This window comes from Bacillus sp. JZ34, assembly GCF_053903205.1.
Genome location: NZ_CP096403.1, coordinates 4,173,982 through 4,198,334, shown reverse-complemented (window position 1 = coordinate 4,198,334; position 24,353 = coordinate 4,173,982). Strand labels below are relative to the sequence as shown.

Annotated in this window: 26 protein-coding genes and 5 tRNA genes; 22 read left to right on the top strand and 9 right to left on the bottom strand. The window is 43.3% G+C overall.

Annotation, left to right across the window (positions count from 1 at the left end):
- Nucleotide 1: 1 nt before the first annotated feature.
- The 5 genes from pbp4b to M1D90_RS21205 all read right to left on the bottom strand — a co-directional run bounded on the left by pbp4b (nt 2) and on the right by M1D90_RS21205 (nt 5,222).
- On the bottom strand, nt 2–1,351 hold the full coding sequence (pbp4b, locus tag M1D90_RS21225; protein ID WP_105979393.1) for a penicillin binding protein PBP4B: 1,350 nt from the start codon (nt 1,349–1,351) through the stop codon (nt 2–4).
- A gap of 66 nt (nt 1,352–1,417) precedes the next feature.
- On the bottom strand, nt 1,418–2,785 hold the full coding sequence (locus tag M1D90_RS21220; RefSeq protein WP_025810882.1) for a PTS transporter subunit EIIC: 1,368 nt from the start codon (nt 2,783–2,785) through the stop codon (nt 1,418–1,420).
- A 16-nt stretch (nt 2,786–2,801) separates the two neighbouring features.
- Nucleotides 2,802–3,659, bottom strand: coding sequence for a MurR/RpiR family transcriptional regulator (locus M1D90_RS21215; protein WP_065643420.1), 858 nt, complete (start codon nt 3,657–3,659; stop codon nt 2,802–2,804).
- Between the two features lie 18 nt (nt 3,660–3,677).
- The gene (gene murQ / locus M1D90_RS21210; protein ID WP_020449917.1) at nt 3,678–4,595 is read right to left on the bottom strand and encodes an N-acetylmuramic acid 6-phosphate etherase; all 918 of its coding nucleotides are present in this window, start codon (nt 4,593–4,595) and stop codon (nt 3,678–3,680) included.
- A gap of 174 nt (nt 4,596–4,769) precedes the next feature.
- A complete protein-coding gene (locus tag M1D90_RS21205) occupies nt 4,770–5,222 on the bottom strand; it encodes a DUF523 domain-containing protein (protein WP_023857681.1) in 453 nt (150 codons plus the stop codon).
- A 184-nt stretch (nt 5,223–5,406) separates the two neighbouring features.
- Here M1D90_RS21205 and M1D90_RS21200 point away from each other — a divergent pair.
- The 13 genes from M1D90_RS21200 (at nt 5,407) to M1D90_RS21140 (ending at nt 14,802) form a co-directional block, all read left to right on the top strand.
- Nucleotides 5,407–5,481 (top strand) — tRNA-Glu (locus M1D90_RS21200).
- A 105-nt stretch (nt 5,482–5,586) separates the two neighbouring features.
- A tRNA-Val gene (locus tag M1D90_RS21195) sits at nt 5,587–5,662 on the top strand.
- Between the two features lie 59 nt (nt 5,663–5,721).
- Nucleotides 5,722–5,794, top strand: a tRNA-Thr gene (locus tag M1D90_RS21190).
- An 8-nt stretch (nt 5,795–5,802) separates the two neighbouring features.
- Nucleotides 5,803–5,887 (top strand) — tRNA-Tyr (locus tag M1D90_RS21185).
- Between the two features lie 4 nt (nt 5,888–5,891).
- Nucleotides 5,892–5,963 (top strand) — tRNA-Gln (locus M1D90_RS21180).
- A 125-nt stretch (nt 5,964–6,088) separates the two neighbouring features.
- The gene (gene rocF / locus M1D90_RS21175; protein WP_025810878.1) at nt 6,089–7,003 is read left to right on the top strand and encodes an arginase; all 915 of its coding nucleotides are present in this window, start codon (nt 6,089–6,091) and stop codon (nt 7,001–7,003) included.
- A gap of 224 nt (nt 7,004–7,227) precedes the next feature.
- Nucleotides 7,228–7,791, top strand: a complete 564-nt coding sequence (sigW, locus tag M1D90_RS21170) for an RNA polymerase sigma factor SigW (RefSeq protein WP_003178438.1) — start codon at nt 7,228–7,230, stop codon at nt 7,789–7,791.
- Nucleotides 7,792–7,804: 13 nt separating this feature from the next.
- A complete protein-coding gene (gene rsiW / locus M1D90_RS21165; protein ID WP_023857683.1) occupies nt 7,805–8,425 on the top strand; it encodes an anti-sigma-W factor RsiW in 621 nt (206 codons plus the stop codon).
- A 165-nt stretch (nt 8,426–8,590) separates the two neighbouring features.
- On the top strand, nt 8,591–9,412 hold the full coding sequence (cdaA, locus tag M1D90_RS21160) for a diadenylate cyclase CdaA (protein ID WP_003178443.1): 822 nt from the start codon (nt 8,591–8,593) through the stop codon (nt 9,410–9,412).
- Entirely contained in the window at nt 9,405–10,721 is a 1,317-nt protein-coding gene (locus tag M1D90_RS21155) for a CdaR family protein (RefSeq protein WP_025810877.1), read from the top strand. The genes cdaA and M1D90_RS21155 overlap by 8 nt, the downstream gene beginning before the upstream one ends.
- Nucleotides 10,722–10,741: 20 nt before the next feature.
- On the top strand, nt 10,742–12,088 hold the full coding sequence (gene glmM / locus M1D90_RS21150; protein WP_023857685.1) for a phosphoglucosamine mutase: 1,347 nt from the start codon (nt 10,742–10,744) through the stop codon (nt 12,086–12,088).
- Nucleotides 12,089–12,529: 441 nt separating this feature from the next.
- Nucleotides 12,530–14,332, top strand: coding sequence for a glutamine--fructose-6-phosphate transaminase (isomerizing) (glmS, locus tag M1D90_RS21145; protein WP_023857686.1), 1,803 nt, complete (start codon nt 12,530–12,532; stop codon nt 14,330–14,332).
- Nucleotides 14,333–14,481: 149 nt separating this feature from the next.
- Complete coding sequence (locus tag M1D90_RS21140; protein ID WP_025810876.1) at nt 14,482–14,802, top strand: hypothetical protein; 321 nt, start codon at nt 14,482–14,484, stop codon at nt 14,800–14,802.
- A gap of 139 nt (nt 14,803–14,941) precedes the next feature.
- Here the strand turns inward: M1D90_RS21140 and M1D90_RS21135 are convergent, their stop codons facing one another.
- From M1D90_RS21135 to M1D90_RS21125, 3 genes are read right to left on the bottom strand one after another with little or no spacing between them, the layout of a single operon-like run.
- Nucleotides 14,942–15,550, bottom strand: a complete 609-nt coding sequence (locus tag M1D90_RS21135) for an ABC-2 transporter permease (RefSeq protein WP_456283045.1) — start codon at nt 15,548–15,550, stop codon at nt 14,942–14,944.
- Complete coding sequence (locus M1D90_RS21130; protein ID WP_023857689.1) at nt 15,531–16,412, bottom strand: ABC transporter ATP-binding protein; 882 nt, start codon at nt 16,410–16,412, stop codon at nt 15,531–15,533. Before M1D90_RS21130 ends, M1D90_RS21135 begins: the two co-directional genes overlap by 20 nt.
- Nucleotides 16,412–16,789 carry a GntR family transcriptional regulator gene (locus M1D90_RS21125; RefSeq protein ID WP_023857690.1) on the bottom strand — a complete coding sequence of 126 codons (378 nt, stop codon included), beginning with the start codon at nt 16,787–16,789 and terminating at the stop codon, nt 16,412–16,414. Before M1D90_RS21125 ends, M1D90_RS21130 begins: the two co-directional genes overlap by 1 nt.
- A 159-nt stretch (nt 16,790–16,948) precedes the next feature.
- Between M1D90_RS21125 and M1D90_RS21120 the strand changes: the two genes are divergently transcribed.
- The 5 genes from M1D90_RS21120 to M1D90_RS21100 all read left to right on the top strand — a co-directional run bounded on the left by M1D90_RS21120 (nt 16,949) and on the right by M1D90_RS21100 (nt 20,651).
- Entirely contained in the window at nt 16,949–17,305 is a 357-nt protein-coding gene (locus tag M1D90_RS21120) for a DUF4870 domain-containing protein (RefSeq protein WP_025810874.1), read from the top strand.
- Nucleotides 17,295–18,029 carry a MerR family transcriptional regulator gene (locus tag M1D90_RS21115; RefSeq protein ID WP_023857692.1) on the top strand — a complete coding sequence of 245 codons (735 nt, stop codon included), beginning with the start codon at nt 17,295–17,297 and terminating at the stop codon, nt 18,027–18,029. Before M1D90_RS21120 ends, M1D90_RS21115 begins: the two co-directional genes overlap by 11 nt.
- A 90-nt stretch (nt 18,030–18,119) precedes the next feature.
- Nucleotides 18,120–18,614, top strand: a complete 495-nt coding sequence (locus M1D90_RS21110) for a small multi-drug export protein (RefSeq protein ID WP_023857693.1) — start codon at nt 18,120–18,122, stop codon at nt 18,612–18,614.
- A 411-nt stretch (nt 18,615–19,025) separates the two neighbouring features.
- Nucleotides 19,026–19,328: an ArsR/SmtB family transcription factor gene (locus M1D90_RS21105; protein ID WP_025810872.1), complete on the top strand. Its 303-nt coding sequence runs from the start codon at nt 19,026–19,028 to the stop codon at nt 19,326–19,328.
- A 141-nt stretch (nt 19,329–19,469) separates the two neighbouring features.
- Nucleotides 19,470–20,651 (top strand): MFS transporter, encoded by a 1,182-nt coding sequence (locus M1D90_RS21100; RefSeq protein ID WP_065643418.1) that lies wholly within the window; start codon nt 19,470–19,472, stop codon nt 20,649–20,651.
- A 131-nt stretch (nt 20,652–20,782) separates the two neighbouring features.
- Here M1D90_RS21100 and M1D90_RS21095 read toward each other — a convergent pair whose 3' ends face one another.
- Entirely contained in the window at nt 20,783–21,307 is a 525-nt protein-coding gene (locus tag M1D90_RS21095; RefSeq protein WP_065643417.1) for a DinB family protein, read from the bottom strand.
- Nucleotides 21,308–21,662: 355 nt separating this feature from the next.
- Between M1D90_RS21095 and M1D90_RS21090 the strand changes: the two genes are divergently transcribed.
- The 4 genes from M1D90_RS21090 (at nt 21,663) to M1D90_RS21075 (ending at nt 24,350) form a co-directional block, all read left to right on the top strand.
- Nucleotides 21,663–21,983, top strand: coding sequence for a lantibiotic dehydratase C-terminal domain-containing protein (locus M1D90_RS21090; protein ID WP_065643415.1), 321 nt, complete (start codon nt 21,663–21,665; stop codon nt 21,981–21,983).
- Nucleotides 21,984–22,108: 125 nt separating this feature from the next.
- Nucleotides 22,109–22,813: a lantibiotic protection ABC transporter ATP-binding protein gene (locus M1D90_RS21085; protein WP_065643414.1), complete on the top strand. Its 705-nt coding sequence runs from the start codon at nt 22,109–22,111 to the stop codon at nt 22,811–22,813.
- A gap of 11 nt (nt 22,814–22,824) precedes the next feature.
- Nucleotides 22,825–23,583, top strand: coding sequence for a lantibiotic immunity ABC transporter MutE/EpiE family permease subunit (locus tag M1D90_RS21080; RefSeq protein ID WP_065643413.1), 759 nt, complete (start codon nt 22,825–22,827; stop codon nt 23,581–23,583).
- A complete protein-coding gene (locus tag M1D90_RS21075; RefSeq protein WP_065643412.1) occupies nt 23,583–24,350 on the top strand; it encodes a lantibiotic immunity ABC transporter MutG family permease subunit in 768 nt (255 codons plus the stop codon). The genes M1D90_RS21080 and M1D90_RS21075 overlap by 1 nt, the downstream gene beginning before the upstream one ends.
- Nucleotides 24,351–24,353: the final 3 nt, after the last annotated feature.

Genomic DNA, 24,353 nt, shown 5'->3' with positions numbered 1-24,353 from the left:
CCTATTGGTGATGTAACGCCTCGTAAATAGCTGTAATGACGCTGCCGTACTTTCCGGTTGCAAATGCGTCACCTTCAAATTGATTCGGGTTTTCTTTAGGGTTGATGACAGGAGAGTGCTTTTTATTGGTTAACAACACAATGCCGATTTGATACACGGGATCAATGATAGTGACGGTTCCCGTCCAGCCGGTATGGCCGTATGCCTTGTTGCTGGCGTGCTTGCCGAACATCCACTCCATATCGGTATTGCCGTTAAGCCGCCATCCTAGTCCATATGTGGGATTTGTTTTTGACGGCTCAGTAAATTGTGAAATGACCGAACGGCTGAATAGATGCTGTTTCCCGTAACCGCCGCCGTTCAGCATGACTTGAAGGAGCACTGCTGCGTCGTCAACGGTGGAAAAAAGGCCGGCATGCCCAGAGACGCCTTCCATTGAATAGAACGCTTTTTCATCGTGGACTTCCCCTTGAAGCGTGTAAGTTCTGATATTTGGAAACAAGATGGTGCCATCTCTGGTGTTTCCCTTTCGTTCCGTAGCTGCAAAATGCGGCGGTTTAAAGCCCTTTTGGAGCGGATTAAACAAAGTATGCCGCAACCCGAGAGGCCGGTAAAATTGGTTTTCAACAAAGGTATCTAAACGCTCGTTTGTGACTTTTTCTAAGATCAGCCCGAGGAGCATATAGTCGATGTCACTGTAAATTTGTTTTGTGCCGGGTTCATATGACAAGGGGGTTTTGACAAGATATTCAAGCGTTTTGCTCCGTGACTGAGAGTAGAGGTGTCCGGCTGCTTTCGGGTCGTAATAGTTCCAGCTTGCAGGGAAGCCTGCGTTATGGTGGAGCAAATCAATGACGCGGAGCCGGTTTTTTCCCTTTACATCGTCTTCCGGGTGATCTTTGAAATCAGGAAGATAATGTGAAATGTTTTTGTTCAAGTCAAGCTTTCCGGTGCTCACTAAATGCTGCAAGGCAAAATTGACGGCATACATTTTTGTATTGGAGGCGAGGTCAAACATCGTGTTTGCTTTCATTTTTTTTGGATGTTTGAGCGTCGAGAGGCCGTTGTATTTCTGCTTGTAGCCGTATGCTTCTTTTTTGACGATTTTTCCGTCTTTTATCAAAATCAAGGCAGCCCCGGGAAAGCCCGCTTTGACATCCTGTTCGATCAGACGGTCCACGGCTTTAAGCTTTTCCGAAGAAAAACCGGCTTCTTCAGGTGTTTTCGCCTTCGTTAATACGGGATATGTCAGCTGACCTGTTGTCTCGTTCGCAATGGCAGTCTGTGCTGATGACGGAAGCGGGAAAAAGCATGTCAGCAACAATAGGGACGATGTGGCAGCGCTGATCATAAACTTTTTCAGCTTGCTTCACTCCTTTCTGTCAAAAAATGTATAGTGGGAATTTTAAACAAACGTTTAATCAAATTCAACTGCCATATCGTCTTTAAAACCAAAGAGATATGTTAAGGCAAAGCCGGCAGCATAGGAAATAAACAAACCGAGAATATACAAAAGAACTTGGTGGGTATGGACTAAAAATGACAAAGGAAGACCTGATACACCTATCGATTCGGTCGCGATTTTGAAATACGCTTGAAAGGCTCCACCTACTCCGGCGCCGAGGCACGCGGTTAAAAATGGACGTCCGAGTGGAAGAGTCACACCGAATATGAGCGGTTCACCGATTCCGAGCAGGCCTGACGGCAGTCCGCCGGCAATGGCTCTTTTGAGCTTTGCTTTTTTTGTTTTGAAATAGATCGCAAAAGCGGCGCCTACTTGACCTGCGCCCCCCATAGCCAGAATCGGCAGCAACGGGTCATCGCCGATTGAATTGATTAATTCCATATGAACGGGTGTCAATCCCTGGTGCAGTCCGGTTACGACGAGCGGAAGGAAGGTGGCCCCCAGTACAAAGCCGGCGATAATGCCGCCGAGATCTAAGATGGCGAGAAGTCCTGACGTAATGGCGTCAGATATCAAGCCGCCGACAGGCATGAAGACAACGTAAGTGACGATTCCTGTGATGAGAAGGGAGACTGTAGGTGTGATGATGATGTCGAGTGAATGAGGTACAATGCGCCTGACCCGTTTTTCGAGAAAAGCGATAAATGCAGCTGCGAATAAAATACCGATTAAACCGCCGCGTCCCGGCAAAAGCGCTTCACCGAAAAGCGAAATATCACCAACGGCCGGGTTAATGATTAAAATACCGGCTAATCCGCCGAGTGCGGGGGAGCCGCCAAATTCTTTCGCCGTATTGACCCCGACCAGGATGCCCAAATACGTAAATAAACCTGAACCTATTACCGTTAAAATAATGGCGGTTTGTGATGTATCAGCGAGCCAGCCTGCTTGGATAACGGCTTTGGTGATTCCGGTAATCAAGCCTGAGGCGACCAAAGCGGGGATCAGCGGTATAAAAATGCTTGCGATCCGCCGAAGAAACAATTTAAAAGGCGTCGCGTTTTTCTTGGAAATCTCAGCTTTATGTTTGGCTGCGGATTGTTTTAAGTCAACGTCTTCCGCGGATTGAAGCAACTTCCCGAATTCGTCTGATACGTGCTGTACGACGCCGGTGCCGAGGATAATCTGAAGCGTTTCCTCCTCAACGACGCCAATCACGCCTTCAAGCGCTTTGATTGAGCCGATGTCGGTTTTTTGACTGTTGACAGGCGTGATGCGCAGGCGCGTCATACAATGGGTATAATCCGCGACGTTAGACGGGCCGCCGATGTGTTGTAAAATCAGTTTTGCCAGGCCGGCATATTTTTTCTCATCGCTCATTTTATATCCCCCTTTTTTACAATTCGCTCATTCCCATCATGCGGATGGCCGCTTTTGTTTGATCAATATACTGAATGATGTCCTCGTAGCGCTCCGCGGCTATGCCTAAAAACAGAATGTCAATCATGTAAAGCTGAGTTAAACGAGAGGAGGTGGCGGCGCTGCGAAACGGCGCTTCGTTTGAGCATGACGTATACAGGGCGATATCGCTTAATGAAGAGACAGCAGACTGTCCAAACCGCGTCAGTCCAATGGTTTTAATGCCATGTTTTTTGGCGAGTCTGACTGCATTGGCGATTTCATGCGTTTCTCCTGAATGGGATATGGCAAACAGAACGTCATTCTCGCCGGCATTGGCGATTAATGTCGCGACAAGATGCATATCACTAAAAGCGGTGGCTTTTTTATTGATGCGCAAAAATTTCTGCTGGGCATCTTGTGCGACGATTCCTGAAGCCCCGATCCCGCAAAAATGAACCGTTTCTGCGTTGATCAGTATTTGAATCGCTTTTTGAAGATCTTCGTGGTCAATGTTTTCAAAGGTATCGCGAATCGCCTGAATCGAATTGCTGGTTGTTTTTTGAACGATTGAATGGAGCGGCTCTTGCGGTTCGATATCCCGGTATCCCTGATCAGACGGTTTCATTAAATCGCCGGCGACCCTCATTTTTAAATCTTGAAAGCCTTTCAGCCCCAGAGATTTGCAGAGCCGTATTGCCGCTGCCCCGCTTGTCTTTGCCGAAGAGCTCACTTCTTGAATGGTGCCGTTTACGACCTCGTGTGGGTTTTTCAAAATGTATTCGGCAAGCTTTCGTTCAGATTGCGGCAATTTGTGAAGCATATTCTGAATGATTTCCAATCCTCCTGCAGCCATTGTTTCTTCCTTTCTTCTTTAAACTTGGTCTTCATAAATGGATAGAGCTTTTTCGATATCGCCTTCTGATTTCTCAAGCAGGTTTTCGGAAGCGGCCGCATCTTCGTTTGTTTTCAGCATGATGATGGCGGTTTTGACTTGGTTATGGGATTTTTCTAACGCTAGTGCCGCCGCTTCTTTTGGAACACCTGTGACCGTTTGGATGATGCGAATCGCCCGCTCCTTTAATTTGTCATTGCTTACTTTTACGTCTACCATGAGGTTTTCATAGACTTTTCCCATTTTGATCATGGCCGCCGTTGAGATCATGTTTAAAATCATTTTATGAGCGGTTGCTGCTTTCATTCTCGTCGATCCGGCAATAACTTCAGGGCCGACGACCACTTCTATGCTGTGATCTGACACCTGGCTGATCGCCGAGTTTTCGTTGCATGTCAGTGAGACGGTCTTGGCGCCACTTTCCCTGGCATACTTCAAAGCGCCGAGAACGTATGGAGTCCGACCACTGGCGGCGATTCCGATTACGGTATCATTGTTTGAGAGGTTAACGGCTGATAAATCCCGTCTGCCGAATGCCTCGTGATCTTCAGCGCCTTCGACGGCTTTGTACAGAGCTTTTTCTCCTCCTGCAATGATGCCAATGACCGACTCGGGAGATATGCTGAACGTCGGCGGGCATTCAGCTGCATCGAGTACGCCGAGTCTCCCGCTTGTACCGGCACCGATGTAGATGATCCGTCCCCCTTTCTTTAACGACCCGACGGCGAAGTCAACGGCGGTCTTAACTTCTGGTAAGACTTCTTGTACAGCTTCGGCTACAGTTTTGTCTTCATCATTGATGATTTTCAAAATATCAATCGTCTTTGCCTGGTGAATGCGCCTGGATCTTTCATTCCGGCGTTCGGTCGTTAATGAACCTAAATGGCTGTTTTCCATCGACAACTCCTCCTGATAATGAAGTGCATATATTTCTTAATTTTCAGTATATTAAGAGTGGAATATTATTTCAATAACAAAAGGTAAATATTAAAATTTTATTTCAATGAAGTTCTAAACAACGGATTGCCGACATAAAATAAAGCGCAGATGAACTGCGCTTATGTTCAGGTATTACAGCTCGTCTATTTGGTGTTCGGAAATCACGCGGAAGCCTTCTTTTTTCAGAAGCGCCGCCGTAACGCCGTTGCCGGCTATTTTTTGGCTTGAGAAACTTCCATCGTATATATGGCTGCTGCCGCAAGACGGGCTGTTTTCCTTCAACACGATCGTATCAGCCTTGATTTGCCTTGCCATCTCCAATGTTAGATAAGCTCCTTTTATATACAGGTCTGTTACGTCTTTTCCCGATTGTGTGTTGATCACCGCCCTGCCGTCTAAAACGTCTTCTCCCGACCCGCCTATAATTTCGGCCGGTTCCCTTGGCGTTTGAAATCCGCCGAGCAGCTCGGGACAAGCAATCACCGCTTTTTTTTCTTCAACAAGCTTATTGATTTTCCCCACATAGCTGTGCGATCCGTTATAGCGGCATTCCACCCCGGCCAGACATGAACTTACCAGTATCATTTTTCGCGTCCCCTCTCTTGCACATCAGATAGCCCTATTTTAAACAAAATTTCTGCGTTTTTCTCAATGTTTATGAATAAAAAATTTGAAAATAAAAATTTTAATTTACCCCTTTACAAATGGGGAGGAACCTGTATATAATAACTTTTGTCAGCTTTACGAGAGCTGCTTGAAACACGATGATGGCCCGTTGGTCAAGTGGTTAAGACACCGCCCTTTCACGGCGGTAACACGGGTTCGAATCCCGTACGGGTCACCATTCTTTTTTGGACAGCACGCTGCGAATGCCGGAATTTTTAAAAGGAAGGCATGCTAAGGTCGCAACGTCCTGTTGCAACGCATGCACTTGTACGTCCTGTACTGCGGAGGATTAGCTCAGCTGGGAGAGCATCTGCCTTACAAGCAGAGGGTCGGCGGTTCGATCCCGTCATCCTCCACCATTTTTTCGGATCGGTTTTTGTCACAACCGCGCCGGTAACTGCATAAGATACCGTATCATGCCGGTCTAGCTCAATTGGTAGAGCAACTGACTTGTAATCAGTAGGTTGGGGGTTCAAGTCCTCTGGCCGGCACTGTTTTTGGAGGGGTAGCGAAGTGGCTAAACGCGGCGGACTGTAAATCCGCTCCCTCAGGGTTCGGCGGTTCGAATCCGTCCCCCTCCACCATTATTGGGCTATAGCCAAGCGGTAAGGCAACGGACTTTGACTCCGTCATGCGCTGGTTCGAATCCAGCTAGCCCAGTTTTTGGACATCCTGTTAGGATGTCCTTTTTATTTTGTCTTTTTTGTATAACTATTCAAAAAAATGTCTTGTTGAGTCAATTCCGAATTGGAAGGTACAATGAAGGTCTGAAAGGGGGATATCATATGTTAAAACAGCAGATTTCAATGATCGGCGTACCGATGGATCTCGGTCAGCTGAGGCGGGGAGTCGATATGGGACCGAGCGCGATTCGCTGTGCCGGTGTTAATGAACGGTTGGAAAGCCTTTGTCAGGATATTGAAGACCTCGGCGATATGACAATCGGGCAAAGAGAGGATGAGAAAGAAGGCGGGGAGCCGGCATCTGAAGAGCTGAGAAACTTGAAAGCGATTACAAAAGCGAGTGCAAAACTTGCTGAGACCGTTGATAAGATCGTGGCTTCAGGTGCTTTTCCGCTCGTGCTGGGAGGTGACCACAGTATAGCGATCGGAACGCTGGCCGGACTTGTGAAGCATTATCAAAACCTGGGTGTGATCTGGTATGATGCCCATGCTGATTTAAATACGAAAGAAACGTCTCCTTCAGGCAATATTCACGGCATGCCGCTCGCCATCAGCCTGGGGATCGGCCATGAAGGGCTGACAGGCATCTATGGAAAAGAAACGAAAATTAAAGCGGAGAACATCGTCATCATCGGTGCGAGGTCACTTGATGACGGGGAAAAAGAATTGATTCGCGACAAAGGGATCAAAGTGTATACAATGCATGAAATCGACCGCCTCGGTATGACGAGGGTGATGGAAGAAACGATAGACTATTTGCGCGGCAGAACGGACGGTGTCCATCTGTCGCTCGATTTAGACGCGCTTGATCCGAACGATGCCCCGGGTGTCGGAACCCCGGTAGCGGGAGGCATCAGCTACAGGGAAAGCCACCTGGCGATGGAAATGCTGGAAGAATCGAAGCTGATTACGTCCGCTGAGTTTGTCGAAGTCAACCCGATATTGGATGAGAAAAACAGGACGGCTGAAGCGGCAGTCGCCTTAATGGGGTCGCTGTTTGGCGAAAAGCTGCTTTAGATGCGGTTGAAGAGCGGCCTTAGGCTGCTTTTTTTTATAAAAAAGTCTCAACTTCATAATATTTAGATTGTATAATAATTTTAAGCTAATATTAAGCGCATGATCCCTGTCAAAGCATCTACACCCTGCCAAAAATTTGATAAACTATTTTTATGAATTTAATGAAACCTTATAAAAATCAATTCGTATACATAAAGACCGGTGAAGGCAGAGGTTAGATAAATATGGAAACAATGATTAAAAAAAGAATCAAACAGGTGAAAAAAGGCGATCGTAATGCATTTGCAGACATCGTGGATATTTACAAAGACAAAATTTATCAGCTTTGCTACCGTATGCTCGGCAATGCGCATGAGGCGGAAGATATTGCGCAGGAAGCGTTTATCAGAGCATACGTGAATATCGACAGTTTTGATATCAACCGGAAATTTTCCACATGGCTTTATCGAATCGCAACCAATTTGACCATCGATCGTATCCGTAAAAAAAAGCCGGACTATTACTTGGATGCAGAGGTGGCGGGGACTGAAGGACTGACGATGTATTCCCAGGTTGCGGCGGATGTTGCGCTTCCAGAGGATGAAGTGGTTTCTTTGGAGCTGCACAGCACCATCCAGGAAAAAATCTTAAGGCTTCCCGATAAATACAGGACGGTCATCGTATTAAAGTACATTGATGAGCTCTCACTCATTGAGATCAGTGAAATCCTTAATATTCCCGTAGGTACGGTGAAAACGAGGATACACAGGGGCAGAGAGGCTCTCAGAAAACAATTAAGGGATCTTTAAGTGGGGTGATGAAATGAGCTGTCCGGAGCATATTGTTCAGCTTATGCATAAATACCTTGACGGAGACATACTACCGGAAGATGAATCGCAATTAAAAGAGCACCTCCAATCATGCGAAGACTGCAAAAAGCACCTTCATGAAATGGAAAAATCCATCGCTCTTGTCCAGAGCACGTCACATCTTACAGCTCCGGCGAACTTTACAGCCGATGTGCTGGCGAATCTGCCGAAGGAAAAGCGAACGGCATCGATCAACAGGTGGCTTAAAGCCCATCCGTTTTTAGTGGCGGCAGCTTTGTTTATCATTTTGATGGGCGGCAGCTTTTTCTCCAGCTGGAAAAACGATCAGGATTTCAGCGTATCCAGCCAGCCCAATCTCGTAGTGAAAAACAACACGGTCATCGTACCTGAAGGCAAAGTTGTCAAAGGCGATGTGACCGTGAAAAACGGAAAGCTGATTATAGAAGGCAAAGTCGACGGCGATGTCACGATTGTTAATGGCGAAAAATATACGGCTTCAGCAGGACAAGTCACTGGTCAGATCCATGAGATCAACGAAGTGTTCGACTGGATGTGGTATAAGATTAAATCGACCGGAAAATCGGTTTTTGACATGAAGGAGTCTAAAGAGTAGAGCAAAGCGGGCGAATGAGCTTTGCTCTTTTTTTATGAGGGGCCGCCATTTCACTTGGAAAATCAATTTGTGCTATAATAGCGTCTGTATATGTAAAAATAATAGATCATACCATTTTGAAACATATTAACCTTACTAATGACTGAATTCTTGGAGGACGAGGAAATGGCTTTTGAGGATATCCCTTTCTTGCAGTACCTCGGCGATGCCGTTGATATTCTCCTTGTTTGGTACGTAATATATAAATTAATGATGGTCATCCGCGGGACAAAGGCGGTTCAGCTTTTAAAGGGAATCGTGGTCATTGTTCTCGTCAGGCTGGCCAGTCAATATTTAGGATTAAGCACCCTGCAGTGGCTGGTTGACCAGGCGATCACATGGGGGTTCCTGGCGATCATTATCATCTTCCAGCCTGAATTGAGGAGAGCGCTGGAACAGCTGGGGCGGGGGCGCTTTTTTTCGAGGAGCGGAACACCTGAGGAAGAGCAGCAGCAGAAAACGATTGATGCGATTACAAAAGCGATTAAATATATGGCGAAACGCCGGATTGGCGCGCTTCTGACGATTGAACGGGAGACGGGAATGGGCGATTACATAGAAACGGGGATCCCTTTAAATGCAAAGGTCAGCTCTGAGCTATTGATCAACATCTTTATTCCGAATACACCGCTTCATGACGGCGCCGTAATTATGAAAAATGATGAGGTTGCTGCAGCCGCCTGCTACCTTCCGCTTTCTGAAAGCCCTTTTATTTCAAAAGAGCTTGGGACGAGGCACAGAGCAGCAGTGGGAATCAGTGAAGTGACCGACAGTCTGACGGTTGTCGTATCCGAAGAAACGGGCGGCATCAGCGTCGCCAAAAACGGAGACCTTCACCGTGATTTATCGGAAGAGGCATTGAAAAACATGCTTGAAGCGGAATTCAAGAAAAATTCGCGAGAAACTTCCTCAAATCGCTGGTATTGGAGGGCGAAGAAAAATGGATAAGTTCTTAAACAATCCCTGGGCTGTCAAAGTAGTCGCATTATTATTCGCGTTTCTTCTTTACTTTGCGGTCCACAGCGCTCAAGCGCCGACTCCGAAGAAACCAGGTGAATCGTTTTTCCCGACATCGACGACAGACGAAGCGACGCTCACCGATATACCGGTCAAATCGTTTTATGATGATGAAAACTACGTCGTAACAGGCGTGCCGCAGACGGTGAATGTCACGATTAAAGGCCCGACAGGAACCGTCAAGAAGGTCAGACAAGTGAAGGATTTTGAGATTTATGCCGATATGCAGCATCTGAAAACAGGCAGGCACAAAGTCGAGCTGAAGGCCAGAAATGTTGCCGAAGGCCTCACTCTGACCATCAATCCATCGGTGACAACCGTGACCATCGAAGAAAAAACGACGAAGGAATTCCCGGTCGAGGTTGATTTTTATAATAAAAACAAAATGAAAGACGGCTACACGCCGGAGCTGCCGATTATCAACCCGAAAAACGTCAGCGTCACCGGCTCAAAAGCCGTGATCGACAGAATCCAAAACATCAAGGCGACGATCAATTTAGAGGGCGTCGACCAGACGGTTGAAAAAGAAGCCAAGCTAACAGTGTACGACAGGGACGGAAATGTTCTTCCGGTTGAAGTCAGTCCATCCGTCGTTAAAATCACCGTTCCCGTGACAAGCCCTAGCAAAAAGATTCCCGTCAAAGTTGACCGGAAAGGGAGCCTTCCGGACGGTATCAGCATTTCCAGCCTCGATATCAGTCCGGGAGAGGTAACCGTCTACGGGCCGCAAAATGTTCTTGATTCGTTAGAATTTGTCGAGGCCGATGAGGTTGATTTAAGTAAAATGAAAGATGACACTGAGTTGGAAGCCAACATTAAAGTGCCGGACGGCGCTAAAAAAGTGTCACCCGAAAAAGTGAAAATCAAGGTGAAAGTTGACAAGGAAGAAGAGAAAAAACTGAAGAACGTTTCAATTAAAACCGCGGGGCTGAATGACAGCCGGGATCTTGAATTTCTCGATCCGAAGTCAGGCAAGCTGGATATCACGGCAAAGGGCTCGACAGCCGCGATCGAAAAACTCCAGCCTTCCGACGTCGAGCTCTATGTCAATGTGGCGGATCTCGATGACGGCGAGCATAACGTGAAGCTGGAAGTAAACGGACCGCAGAACATGACATGGTCGCTGCCGCGGCAGAGCATTCGAGTGAAAATCTCATCTCAAACAACCCAAAACGAAAAAAATAATGGTCAGAATGAAGAAGAAGAGAATCATTCTGAAAAGGATTCACAACCTTCATGAATCAAAAAGGAGCGATATTAATGGGCAAGTATTTTGGTACAGACGGTGTAAGAGGCGTGGCAAACAGTGAACTTACACCCGAGCTGGCCTTTAAAGTCGGACGCTTTGGCGGATATGTCCTAACAAAAGATAAGGAGCGCCCCAAGGTGCTGATCGGCCGTGATACGCGCATTTCCGGGCATATGCTGGAAGGTGCCCTTGTTGCGGGCCTTCTTTCGATAGGAGCAGAAGTCATGCGTCTCGGCGTGATTTCGACGCCCGGCGTCGCATATTTGACGAAGGCTATGGACGCGGAAGCGGGCGTAATGATTTCAGCTTCCCACAACCCTGTCGAAGACAATGGAATTAAGTTTTTCGGCGGCGACGGATTTAAGCTTTCCGATGAGCAGGAGCTTGAAATCGAGCGTCTGATGGATCAGCCTGAAGATCACCTGCCAAGGCCTGTAGGCGCTGATCTGGGTATGGTGAACGACTACTTTGAAGGCGGACAGAAATATTTGCAGTTTCTTAAGCAGTCTGCTGATGAAGACTTCACAGGCATTCATGTCGCACTTGACTGTGCGCACGGGGCGACATCTTCGCTGGCGACCCACCTGTTTGCCGATCTTGACGCAGATGTATCGACGATGGGGACTTCTCCGAACGGATTAAACATCAATGACGGAGTCGGCTCGACCCACCCTGAAGCCCTGGCCGAATTTGTGAAAGAAAAGGGAGCTGACGTCGGCATGGCGTTTGACGGGGATGGTGACCGCTTGATCGCTGTTGACGAAAAGGGGAATATCGTAGACGGCGATCAAATCATGTACATATGTTCGAAGTACTTGAAGAGCGAGGGGCGCCTGGCGGACAATACAGTTGTCTCTACGGTGATGAGCAACCTCGGCTTTTACAAAGCGCTTGAAGCGGAAGGCATTAAAAGCGTTCAGACAGCTGTCGGCGACCGCTATGTAGTGGAAGCGATGAAAAAGGACGGGTTTACTTTCGGCGGAGAACAGTCGGGACATCTGATTTTCCTTGATTACAATACGACAGGCGACGGCCTGCTTTCTGCGATCATGCTGATGAACACGATCAAAATGACAGGTAAGTCTTTGTCAGAGCTTGCGGCAGAGATGCAGAAGTTTCCGCAGCTCCTCTTGAACGTGAAAGTAACCGATAAACATAAAGTAGCGGAGAACGAAAAGGTAAAAGCTGTCATCGAAGAGGTTGAGAAGGAAATGAACGGTGACGGCCGCATCCTTGTGCGCCCGTCCGGCACCGAGCCGCTTGTCCGTGTTATGGCTGAGGCGAAAACGAAGGAGCTTTGCGAGAAATACGTAGGCCGCATTGCAGATGTCGTGAAAGCTGAAATGGGAGCGGAGTGATTTTCCGCAGAAGACTGACGAACGAGACATGCTGATTTGACATAAGATAAAGGGAACCGTTCAATCTTGGAAAAAATGTGAACCATTTTGAAAAATGTTTGACGGTTCCTTTAGTGTATAGTAAAATCAGCTTGTCTTGTTTAATTTAAAAGGAAAGGCAGGGCAGAACCATTTTTTATAGTTATAGCGCCCGGACTAAGCGTGCGGATGAAACAGCTTAGTTGACGAGGATGGAGGTTTATCGAATTTTCGGCGGATGCCTCCCGGCTGACCACAAGATCACAGCCGCAAGGATTTCCTCAAACCAAAGAGGCGACTCTTTGAACAAAGGGAAATCGCATGATCTTCCATAAAAAACATGTAGGAGGGGACGAAGAATGTCCCCGCCTGATAAGCAGACTTTCTTCGTCTCCTGCCTGCGACTTTAGGAGGAAGAAAATTATGTGTGGTATTGTAGGTTATATTGGCCAGCTTGATGCAAAGGAAATTTTACTTAAAGGTTTGGAAAAGCTGGAGTATCGCGGCTACGATTCAGCTGGAATCGCTGTAGCGAACGAAGACGGCGTACACGTGTTTAAAGAAAAAGGACGGATTGCCGATCTTCGCGAAGTCGTTGATGCAAATGTGATATCGCAAGCGGGAATCGGACACACACGCTGGGCGACTCACGGGGAACCGAGCCGTCTAAACGCTCACCCGCATCAAAGCGCATCAGGCCGATTTACACTTGTTCATAACGGCGTCATCGAAAACTATGTTCAGCTGACGCGCGAATATTTACAAGATGTAACCCTTAAAAGTGATACGGATACAGAGGTTGTCGTTCAAGTGATCGAGCAATTCGTCAATAACGGTCTTGACACGGAAGAAGCGTTCCGCCAAACGCTTATGCTGCTCAAAGGCTCTTATGCGATTGCATTATTCGATCATGAAAACAAAGAAACAATCTATGTTGCGAAAAATAAAAGCCCGCTTCTTGTCGGCCTTGGAGACAATTTCAATGTGATCGCGTCTGACGCGATGGCGATGCTTCAAGTGACAAACGAATACGTGGAGCTTATGGATAAAGAAATGGTGATTGTCACAGACAAAAAAGTTGTGATTAAAAACCTTGACGGAGAATTGATGTCACGTGCCTCATATATTGCAGAGCTTGATGCGAGCGATATCGAAAAAGGCACATACCCTCACTACATGTTAAAAGAAATCGATGAACAGCCACTTGTCATGCGGAAAATCATTCAGACGTACCAAGATGAAAACGGCAAGCTTTCCATTCCTGGAGACATTGCAAATGCTGTTGCAGAAGCGGATCGCGTCTATATCATCGCCTGCGGAACGAGCTATCATGCCGGTCTTGTCGGCAAACAATTTATCGAAACATGGGCGAAAGTTCCGGCTGAAGTCCATGTCGCAAGCGAATTCTCTTACAATATGCCATTGCTTTCTGAGAAGCCGCTGTTTATCTTTATTTCTCAAAGCGGAGAAACGGCTGACAGCCGCGCGGTTCTCGTACAGGTGAAAAAGCTCGGACACAAAGCGCTGACATTGACCAACGTACCGGGATCCACGCTTTCCCGTGAAGCGGACTACACGCTTTTACTGAATGCCGGCCCGGAAATCGCGGTAGCGTCAACAAAAGCATATACGGCGCAAATCGCAGTTCTCGCTATTTTGGCAGCTGTGACTGCGGAAACCCGCGGCAAAGCACTCGGCTTTGATCTTGTTAAAGAGCTCGGCATCATCGGAAACGCGATGGAAGCCCTTTGCGACCAGAAAGACGAAATGGAAATGATCGCGCGCGAATATTTGACAGTAACACGCAATGCTTTCTTCATCGGCCGCGGCCTCGACTATTTCGTCTGCCTCGAAGGATCCCTGAAGCTGAAAGAGATTTCTTACATTCAAGCTGAAGGCTTCGCCGGCGGTGAATTGAAGCACGGTACAATCGCATTGATCGAAGACGGCACACCAGTCATTGCCCTTGCGACACAGGAGCACGTCAATTTAAGCATCCGTGGAAATGTCAAAGAAGTGACAGCCCGCGGCGCCAACCCTTGCGTGATCTCCTTGAAAGGCCTGGAAGAAGCAGACGACCGCTTCGTCCTGCCTGAAGTGCATCCGGAGCTCGCACCGCTCGTCTCCGTCATCCCGCTGCAGCTAATCGCATACTACGCAGCGCTGCACCGCGGCTGTGACGTTGATAAGCCACGGAACTTGGCGAAGAGTGTGACGGTGGAGTAAGGCGACGTTTGAAATAATAGTTTGTACCCCTCTTGGATTGGATGATCTGGAGGGGTATTTTTGTGTTTGAAAGAGAAATAAGTCTTATCAAAAATCGAACTCTGGTAGTCTGAAAGTGCGCTAGATTATAATTGAAAGGATGTGTAACCATGAACAACGAGACGTACATTGAAGTCAACAGAACATCGCAGTTGATGAATAAAATGAGAAAATTCTCAGTGCTGATTGATGGTGTCGAGGCTGGGAAAATCAAAGATGGCGGGAGGCTGCGAATTGATTTGGAGCCTGGCGAACATGAGATCCAAGTGAAAATTGATTGGTGTGTAAGCCAAACTTTGAGGTTTACGTTAGATGAAGGAGAAGCTTTAAAGTTTAGATGCGGAAGTCCGGTTCGTGGATGGAAGATGTTCTTCGGACTTTTTTATGTATTGGCCGATCCAGAAAAGTATTCGTTTATTGAGCAGGAATAGGCGGTTGCAAGCAGCTTTGGTCTGCATCATCGCCATCATACGCTGCACCGTAACAACCTGACGAAAAGTGTGACGGTGCAGTTTTTTATCCGCAGATGAACATGAAGCGGTGTCAATGAAAGAAAAAGCCTCATCCTTTTTAAAACACCTTATTTCTATAAATCCGAATCGACAGAAGCCATGAACACCCGTATAGCGTAATAATTGATATGGCAACGATCAGATACAGCAGAGCATTTTGTAAGGATAGCAGCATGTGAATCAACTCTCTAATTTGATCGTTCAAATTTTGGACAACAAAATTAACCGTTAGCATATACAAGCCAAATGCAACAATAGAAGCAATCAACAAATAGTTACTTTTGAATTTATAACAGAATGGCAGCATGAATGAAGCAGCTGTCATCACAATGGCGACCATTAGCAAAATGTCTTTCCAGATCGTAAGTTCCCGGTGAATGATAAAGTTTACGATCAATATGGCCGCAGCCACCATACATGTAAAGAGAACGACGACAATATACTTTGAACTGACAATTTCCTTTCGTGTATAAGGCAAAGAATTGAGAAGCATATGTATAGAAGGCTTTTCATCTATTGACATGGTATTCATAAAAATAGCAATACTAAATGCAATTCCAACCCAGATGGGGGAAGCATCTAATGTTAAATAAACACATAACCCCAAAAATAAAACTGCCAATGTTTTTTTCTGCAAGACAATGTCCTTACGTATTAAGTTGAACATGCTCTTTAGCTCCTTTCTTCGTATAAAACATAATATCTTCCAGAGTCGGTTTTTCAATTAACACCATATCCCCAAAAATGTTTTCTGTTCGTGATTTATTCGCAGTCAATGCTTCAAATCCATGAGTTGATTTTCGAACCGCTATAAACTCCTGTTCGGTTTCCCGGTCCAACAACTCCATGCCGCCTTTTACAATTGCATATTGTTCTTCAATCTCGTAAAAGTCCTTTGTAAAGATATGCTCTCCTTTATGAATGAACGTGATATAATCTGCAATCTTATCTAAATCAGTTGTTATATGAGTTGAAAAAAAGATCGTCTTATCCCCATCTTGCATGAGCTGATGCAAGATTTCCAACAGCTCACGGCGGAAAATCGGGTCCAGTCCGGCCGTCGGTTCATCCATAATAATTAGTTCCGCATGATGGGACAAAGCGACGGCTAATGATGCTTTCATCATCATCCCTTTTGAGAACGTCTTGATTTTTTTAGTGAGCGGCAAGTTAAATGTGTTCACATAATCATTGAATACTTGTTCATCCCAATTGACATAGGATCTTTTCACAATATCTTTCATTTCAGTCAATGTTAAATGTTCATAAAATATGTTCGAATCAAATACAAAGCCAATTCGTTGTTTGATTTCTTTCTCATGCTCCTTGTAATTCAAGCCAAATACCGTAATCGTTCCGCTGTCAGGCTGCAATAAGTTCATGATCAGTTTAATCGTTGTCGATTTCCCCACGCCATTTCCGCCGATAAATCCGGTGACAAAACCTTTTTTTACATTCATTGAAAAGTCCTTTAGTTGAAAACCATCGAACGATTTATGAACATGCCGGAGTTCAATTACATTGTCCATCATTCTTCCTCCTGATATAAAATGGTAAGCAAATCTTTTAATTCTGTAAGGGGAACGCCAATGTCTTTGCTGTTTTTTATCGCTGCTGTCAACTGCTCTTCAATTGCTTTCATTTTTCCTTCTTTCATCATTTCGTTATTCTGATCTGATACAAAAGAGCCTTTCCCGACTACGGAATAAATGAAGGCATTTTTCTCAAGTTCTTCATAGGCGCGCTTTGACGTAATAAGGCTGACATTTAGATCTTTTGCCAATTGGCGCATAGAAGGCAGCGGCTGTCCAGGCTTCAATTCATCGGCAAGAATATGATCCTTAATTTGGGTGTAAATTTGTTCATAAATGGGTTGCTTTGAACGATTCGAAATTATAATTTTCATTTCAAAACCTCTTTTATTTATACACAATATATACAATATGTACAATATACACAAAAATTACCTGAATGGCAACGATTTTTTGTACTGAAATTTTCTTGATACTCTACTCACGTCACCTTTTACACTTATATTGAAGAATAGATAGGAAAGGTGACTAAAATGGATGAAGAGCCATCAAAAAAAGCAATCTTTTCAGTACAATTAATGCTTGGAATTTCACTTATTCTTGGTGTTATACCTCCCCTTATTATGTTTTTAATTTCAAGAAAGAAAGACTTATATTACGGTGAATCAAGTCGCAAAGCACTTAACTTTCATTTGACGATTTTCCCATTGTTTGTAATTGGTAGTTTTCTGCCTTCATGGGTTAAGTACGTTATATTGGCTATAGAAACATTAATAATCATGTATGCTATTATTCGAATAGCTTTTCAAAAACCATATTATTATCCAGCCATTCCTTACATTAAAAGTAAAGATGAAAATATAGAAAAGAGGTATTCGCATGTCAAATAATATGTTGACAATCGGACAATTGGCTAAACGAACAGGAGTTTCTATAAGAACACTTAGGTATTACGATAAAATTGGTTTGCTAATACCAACCGACTACAAAGAAGGAGGACACCGACTTTATAGCCTTGATGAACTCTCACGTTTACAACAAATACAATCTCTTAAATTCATAGGCTTTTCACTTAAAGACATCGCAGATTTATTAAAATCGCAATTTATAGAAGAACAGCAACTTAGCTATTCAATTTCATTCAAAAAAAGAGAACTTATTGCAGAACAAGAAAGAATTCGTCAAACGATTGATCAGTTGGATCATATGAAAACTATTATCTCAGGGTATGAAAAGGTAGATATAAAATTATTCAGCTTTATTATTCACTCTATTCTTTTTGAAGAGGAAAATTTTAATGAATATAGTCAAGCTAAAGGTTCTATTCACAATTTTAGAAGCAGTGAAAGAGCTAATTTAGATAAAGAGTACTTTTCATTGTTTATGGATTTGAAGGAACTTATAGCAAACGAAACAAATCCTGAATCCGATGAAGCATTAAAATTTATCAAACAGTTGGTAGATATTTCTAACAGAACGTTATTAAAGATTGATACAGCAGAAATAGAATCAACGGTTCAATATAATGAACCTAATATACTCAATCCCTTCACGGAAGAAGAAAGAGCCTTTCTTAAAAATGCTTTTGCTTATATGTCAAAGTTACAAGAATGATTAATTGAAAAAGAGTACACCCAATGGCTAAAGAAAAAAATTGGCGCTCCCACTTTCTGTGTATAAAGCTTATTTACGGAGGTTTTAGTTTTGGTTCAAGAAATTTTCCAAAGGGTAGAAGAAGTCAATATTATTTATCAATTTATAGCAGTATTTATAATTGGATTTGTGCCTTTCCTTGAGGCTTTCGTAGCTGTACCAATCGGAATACTTTTAGGCCTACCATTTATTCTCGTAGTTTTAGTGGGGGCTACCGCTAACTGGCTGTCTGTTATGGCTGTAATAGTATTTTCTTCTTTTATGAGATCTTGGTTTTCCAAAAAAGAAAAGAATAACACTGATCATTACATTAACAGACGTTTTCAAAAAGCAAAGTCATACTTCAATAAGTACGGAGTTCCCGGGATCTCACTTTTGGGTCCTATAATAGGAACAAATCACATTGGAGCATTGGTATGTATAATAGCGAAAGCAAATAAAAAAAGGATCATCGTTTGGCAAACTGTCAGTATAGTTATGTGGGCTGCGGGAACTGGAGTTCTGTTAATTTTCGGAGTTGATATCTACAATAATATAAAGAACTAGAATATACTCAATACACCAAATTTTATAATTCTCGATTTGGAAGAGGGTATCGCTTTTTGTTAGACATATTATCTTATCCTTCACTCCGTCCAAAGTGTGGTGCTATTGCAAACTTATATAAGTATGGCAACTAACAATTATTTTTCGATCTACCAACGTATGCGTGTTGGTATTCATGTCAAACGCCAACGGTAAAAAGGTAGGGAATGTGTCGTTCAAGAAGTAAAAATTACCGTTGTATCATCACATGTTATGAGTGAGTTTATAAAGAAATATATGTTGCTGTCTTTTCCAAAAAGCAATGGTGGAAGTTTTTTTAATCCTCTTTCACAATATTTCAATTACCCGAAGAAAAAATAAACGGGCATATAACATATTGACAATTTGCGATATGAAGATATAATGATTGGTATGGAACCTATTGAAGTTTTCAAAGCTTTATCAAATGAATCAAGGCTGCAAATTTTGCAATGGCTGAAGGAGCCTGATCGTCATTTTGAACCCCATGAAGGGATTGATATGAACACAATCGGGGTATGTGTCAGCCAAATCACAGACAAATTGAAAATGACGCAATCAACGGCTTCTCAATATCTCGCCATTCTTTTAAGAGCCGGCTTGATTAAGGCGGAACGAATCGGAAAGTATACGTACTACAAAAGAGACGAAGAGGCCATCAGAAAGCTTGCTGACTTTCTTAAAACAGAGATATGAGCATTCAAAAAATAAACATCTCTAGATGATGTTTATTTTTACACCATACATATCGACATATTCCGATGTGTTTATTTTTTGATTTACATATCGTTATTTCGTGATATGTAAATGTATAAAGCGAAGAAGGAGCGAACGATGATGTTTAGTGCTTGGAAAATTTATATTTTAGCGATCATCAGTTTTTTGGTAGGGACCTCAGAGTACATTATTTCCGGGATTTTGGATCAGATCGCCCAAACACTCGGAATAACTTTAGCTGCCGCGGGCCAGCTGATTACGATCTTTTCACTTGTGTATGCAGTTTTCACACCGGTTCTCATGGCATTGACGGCAAGTATGGATAGGCGCAAGTTAATGATGTATGCTCTCGCTTTGTTTGTGATCGGAAATATTCTGGCCTTTACCCTGCCTGGCTATGGCTGGTTTGTTGCAGCGCGGGTCATTATGGCATTGGGGGCAGGCATGGTTGTGGTCACGGCATTAACGATTGCCGCCAAAATAGCTCCGGCGGGTAAGCAGGGCAGTGCAATTGCTACAGTGATCATGGGGTTTACCGCTTCTCTGATCATAGGTGTTCCACTCGGAAGAATGACGGCAGAAGCATTAGGCTGGAAGTCTGTATTTGGAGGAATTGCTTTACTGGGATTCATCGCAATGATTGTTATATTCTTAATCTTGCCGCATACCGAAGGCGATAAGCCTGTTCCTTTGCTTCAACAGCTTTCTCTTTTAAAGAACCGGAAAGTAGCAATGGGGTTATCAATCACTTTTTTCTGGCTCGGAGGGTATTCCGTTGCATATACTTATCTGTCTCCTTATCTTCAGACCGTTTCAGGGATAAGCGGCAATTTGCTTAGCGGCTTTTTGCTTATATTTGGAATCGCCAGCTTGGTTGGATCGAAGTTTGGCGGATATAGCACCGATAAATGGGGCGTTCCCTTTACACTCGTTGGCGGGATGGCACTGCATATCATCGCACTGATTTTACTGTCGCTTGTCACCCATTCCTATGTCGGAGTACTGTTGATTCTCATATTATGGTCGTTTGCCGCATGGTCTACCGGCCCGACACAGCAATATCACTTAGCGACGCTCGAACCGGAATTGTCAGGTGTATTGCTCGGCATCAATCAATCGATGATGCAATTCGCCATGGCCGTAGGTGCAGGCATCGGAGGAGTTTTTGTGGAAAAAATATCGCTCGCTTCTATTACATGGTTTGGGGCATTGGAGGTTACACTTGCGATTGTTGTTGTTTTGGTGACTTTCAGTTCGCATTACAAACGGAAAGCAGGATCTGTAAGAGAAATCAGCTCATAATACGTTGCCTTGATTGGTGTTGAAGATTCAATGGGTTCATTCCTCATATCTTACCTGTGCTGACAGGTGATGTTGTGAGGAGCCGAAAGATCTAACATCCGCCCGTTGTAAAACGAGCGGATGTTTTTTATTTAGTCCGCTAAAATCCGCAAATAAGCCTTCCAAGGTCCGACATCGTCCTGATACCGTTTTGCCAGCACTCTTGCGATTTGCGAGATGTGAGTGAGGTCGTGGGCAACCCATGTTGAGATCTGTTCTCTCAGCTTGACGATTCCAAACTCAGGGTGCATTCCCGTTTGTTCGAAGTCGGTTTCAGGATCAATGATCTGCCGCAATGCTTCCAGATTCGCCCGTCTGATGTCTGCAAACTCGTTAAGCAACTGTTCCATCGTTTTTCCGTCGTTTTGATTCAACTGGCTGAAGCGGTCGAACGGCGGAAAAGGTTCCGTTGCTCCTTTTGTCACGATCAATTTGATGCGCGGTAACCAATTGTTTTTTTCTCCTTCAATCAGATGGCCGACGACATCAAAGGCGTTCCACGTGTCTTCGCCTTCATTGCAGCTGATCCAGGGACTTGATAATCCGGTCAGCAGCTGACTCAGCGTTTGTGGTGTGCGTTCCAGGATTTCGATTGCTTCCTTGAGTTGAAAGTTCATGTGGATGACCTCCTTTGCAATTTGAGATAAAAGGATGAGATAGGACTGACGTGTTTTACATTTATTTTAATTGAATAGTTGGAAGTATTCACCCCATCAAGAAATTCTAAACAGGCTAAAATACTTTCATTTATATTTTTATAAACCTGAGTTTTAAAGACTTCCCAAGGGTGGACATCCAGCTTCGATCTTATTTGGATAGCTTCTTTATCTTTAAAATACTTTATTTCTATAAATACGATTCGACAGAAGCCATGAACATCCATAGCAGAAATTAACCTGCATACTAGTAACACTTTACTATCACTGTGGAGCAAGTTCTCGCCTAGTATGAAATAATCTGAGAGTAATAAAGTTGTATCCGAAGTTTGATTTCATCAATGAACTAGATTCTTATAACAATTGGGAAAAGGCTAAAAAAAGAGAAGACCTAAAACAAATTATTGATATCCTAGAATATAGGAGCAAAAGTATTAATGTCTATAGAGAACATATTAACAGAAGCAATAAACATACGAGTGATTTCATTAACATTATGGGGAGCATCATTCACTTGACTTTTAATAGGTTATTTGAGATTGACCGCGATTTCGAAAATAAACTATATGTTTACGCATACCAAACATTATATGGCCAGAGAGTTCGAAGAAAGATGCTTCATTTACAGGAACTTTAAAAAACATCTTAAACAGATGGTTGAACAGATTAACTGATCAATCATCTGTTTTTTTCGATATTGATGGAGTCTTGATTTTTTATTGCTAAACTCTATTTATAAAGACGAAAAGGAGTTATTTGAAGATGAGCAATGAGTATATCTTGCAAACGAGGCACTTAACCAAAAAATACAAAAAATCGACCATTTTAAACGGTGTATCAATTAATGTAAGAAAGAACACTGTTTACGGCCTTTTGGGTCCCAACGGGGCAGGTAAGTCAACGACGCTAAAAATAATATCCGGTTTGCTCAAACAAACATCAGGAGAGGTAATTTTCAATGGAAATCAGTGGACAAGGAAAGATTTGATTTATATCGGATCTTTAATTGAAAATGCTCCGCTTTATGGGAATTTAACTGCTATAGAAAATCTTGAGGTGATAAATACGATTCTTGGCCTGCCAAAAGAGCGAATTCAGGAGGTTCTTCAAGTTGTTGGGTTAACAAATACGGGAAGTAAAAAAGTGATGAATTTTTCTATGGGAATGAAACAACGACTTGGCATTGCCCTTGCCATTTTGAATCGTCCCAAGCTATTAATATTAGATGAGCCTACTAATGGATTGGATCCTATTGGGATTCAAGAATTAAGAGAATTGATCGCTTCATTTCCGAAGCAAGGAATGACCGTTCTTTTATCCAGCCACTTGTTATCGGAAGTTGAACATTTAGCTGATGATATCGGCATTATCAGCAATGGAATACTCGGCTATGAAGGTAAATATCATTCATATGATAACTTAGAAAATCTATTTACAGATGTTGTACGAAAGCATAGAGCCCAATAGGAGGTTACCGAATGTATTTATATTTAAAATCAGAAATGATAAAAACAAAAAGAACAATGATTAGAAAAATGTTGTTGGTGATACCCCTAATATGTTCCATTCTTGCACTAGGTTTTAATTTTCTAGGCGGCCCGGATATCGTAAGGCTGAGTGTAGAAACGATCATTAATCATTGGGGAATATTATGGCTATCCGTGTTCGTAGCCCTTTCCACTGGGCTTTTAAATAATCTCGAAAAAAAATCGACAAATTTTAAAACGATTATTGGCTTACCAATAGATCTTCAAAAAAAGGAAATAAGCAGAGTTTTATTTACAACTGGATTAATGGGGCTAGGGTCTCTTCTGTTAATAACTTTTATAATCCTAACAAGTTTGCTGGTTAATACAAGTCCATATTTGGTTTCACTTTCTTCTTGTATTTTAGCGGTTACCTTAATGTTTATAGCTTCACTATGGCAGATCCCGTTTTGCTTGTGGCTTTCTAGAAAAACGAATCTTTTTATCACCTTACTGTTGAATAGCATGCTTAATTTAAATTTAGGTGCAGTTTTTGCTCCTACGGGAGATTGGTGGTTTGTTCCATACAGCTGGCATTTAAGAGTGCAAATGCCTTTAACGAAGCTACACTCTAATGGAATCTCTTTGCCGCAAAATGATGAACTTCTGAGCTATTCAGTTATTCCGACTGCTCTTGTTTTAAGCCTTACATTTTTTTTCATACTGACATTGATTACTGTTAGGTCTTTTAATAAACTTGAGGTGAAATAATGCTGCAATTTTATAGATGTTTTCTTGGCGAATGTAAAAAAAGAAAGCGAAGTATATTTTCATTATTACACTTAAGCATTCCGCTCGTTTTATCTGGTATTTTGGTGATGTACTTCTTATTCAGGAATGTACCCGTAGGTCCGGAAGCAAGCTATATCATTTTTTTCGAATTAATTGGAGTAGGTACACCGGTCATCATTTCGATTATTTGTGGGCTGGTGGCCGATTCTGAAAACGAGGCAGGCCATTTTCAAAATATACTTGGATTAATTCAGAGCAGAACCGTTTCATTCACAAGTCAAACAACAATGATGATATTCTCTTATTTTGCTGCGATGTTTTTAACGATATCAATCTATACCCTAGCTCTGAAGCACCTGATTGGAGTAGGTGAAGTTAACTTTACTCTCTACTATTTAACAGGTATAATTTTTGCAGGAACTTCCATCTTTCAATATTTCTTCTATCAATTCGTTGGTTATAATTATGGGATAGGAATGTGCAGTATATGTGGGTTTGGAGGAGTGATTATCGCAGCTCTGTGCTTGACCACAATAGGAGATAAAATCTGGTGGCTCCTGCCTTGGGCTTGGGCAAACCGATTCGGTGAATATGTAATGGATTATTTGAAAATGACAGGTCCAAAACCGGTTGGAAATTCTACACTTGTAATGGGAGGTTATTCTTTTTTAATTATGACTACAGGAATAATTCTTCTAAGTATCGTTTGGATAAATAGGTGGTCCGGAAAAAAAACAAACGATTAAAGG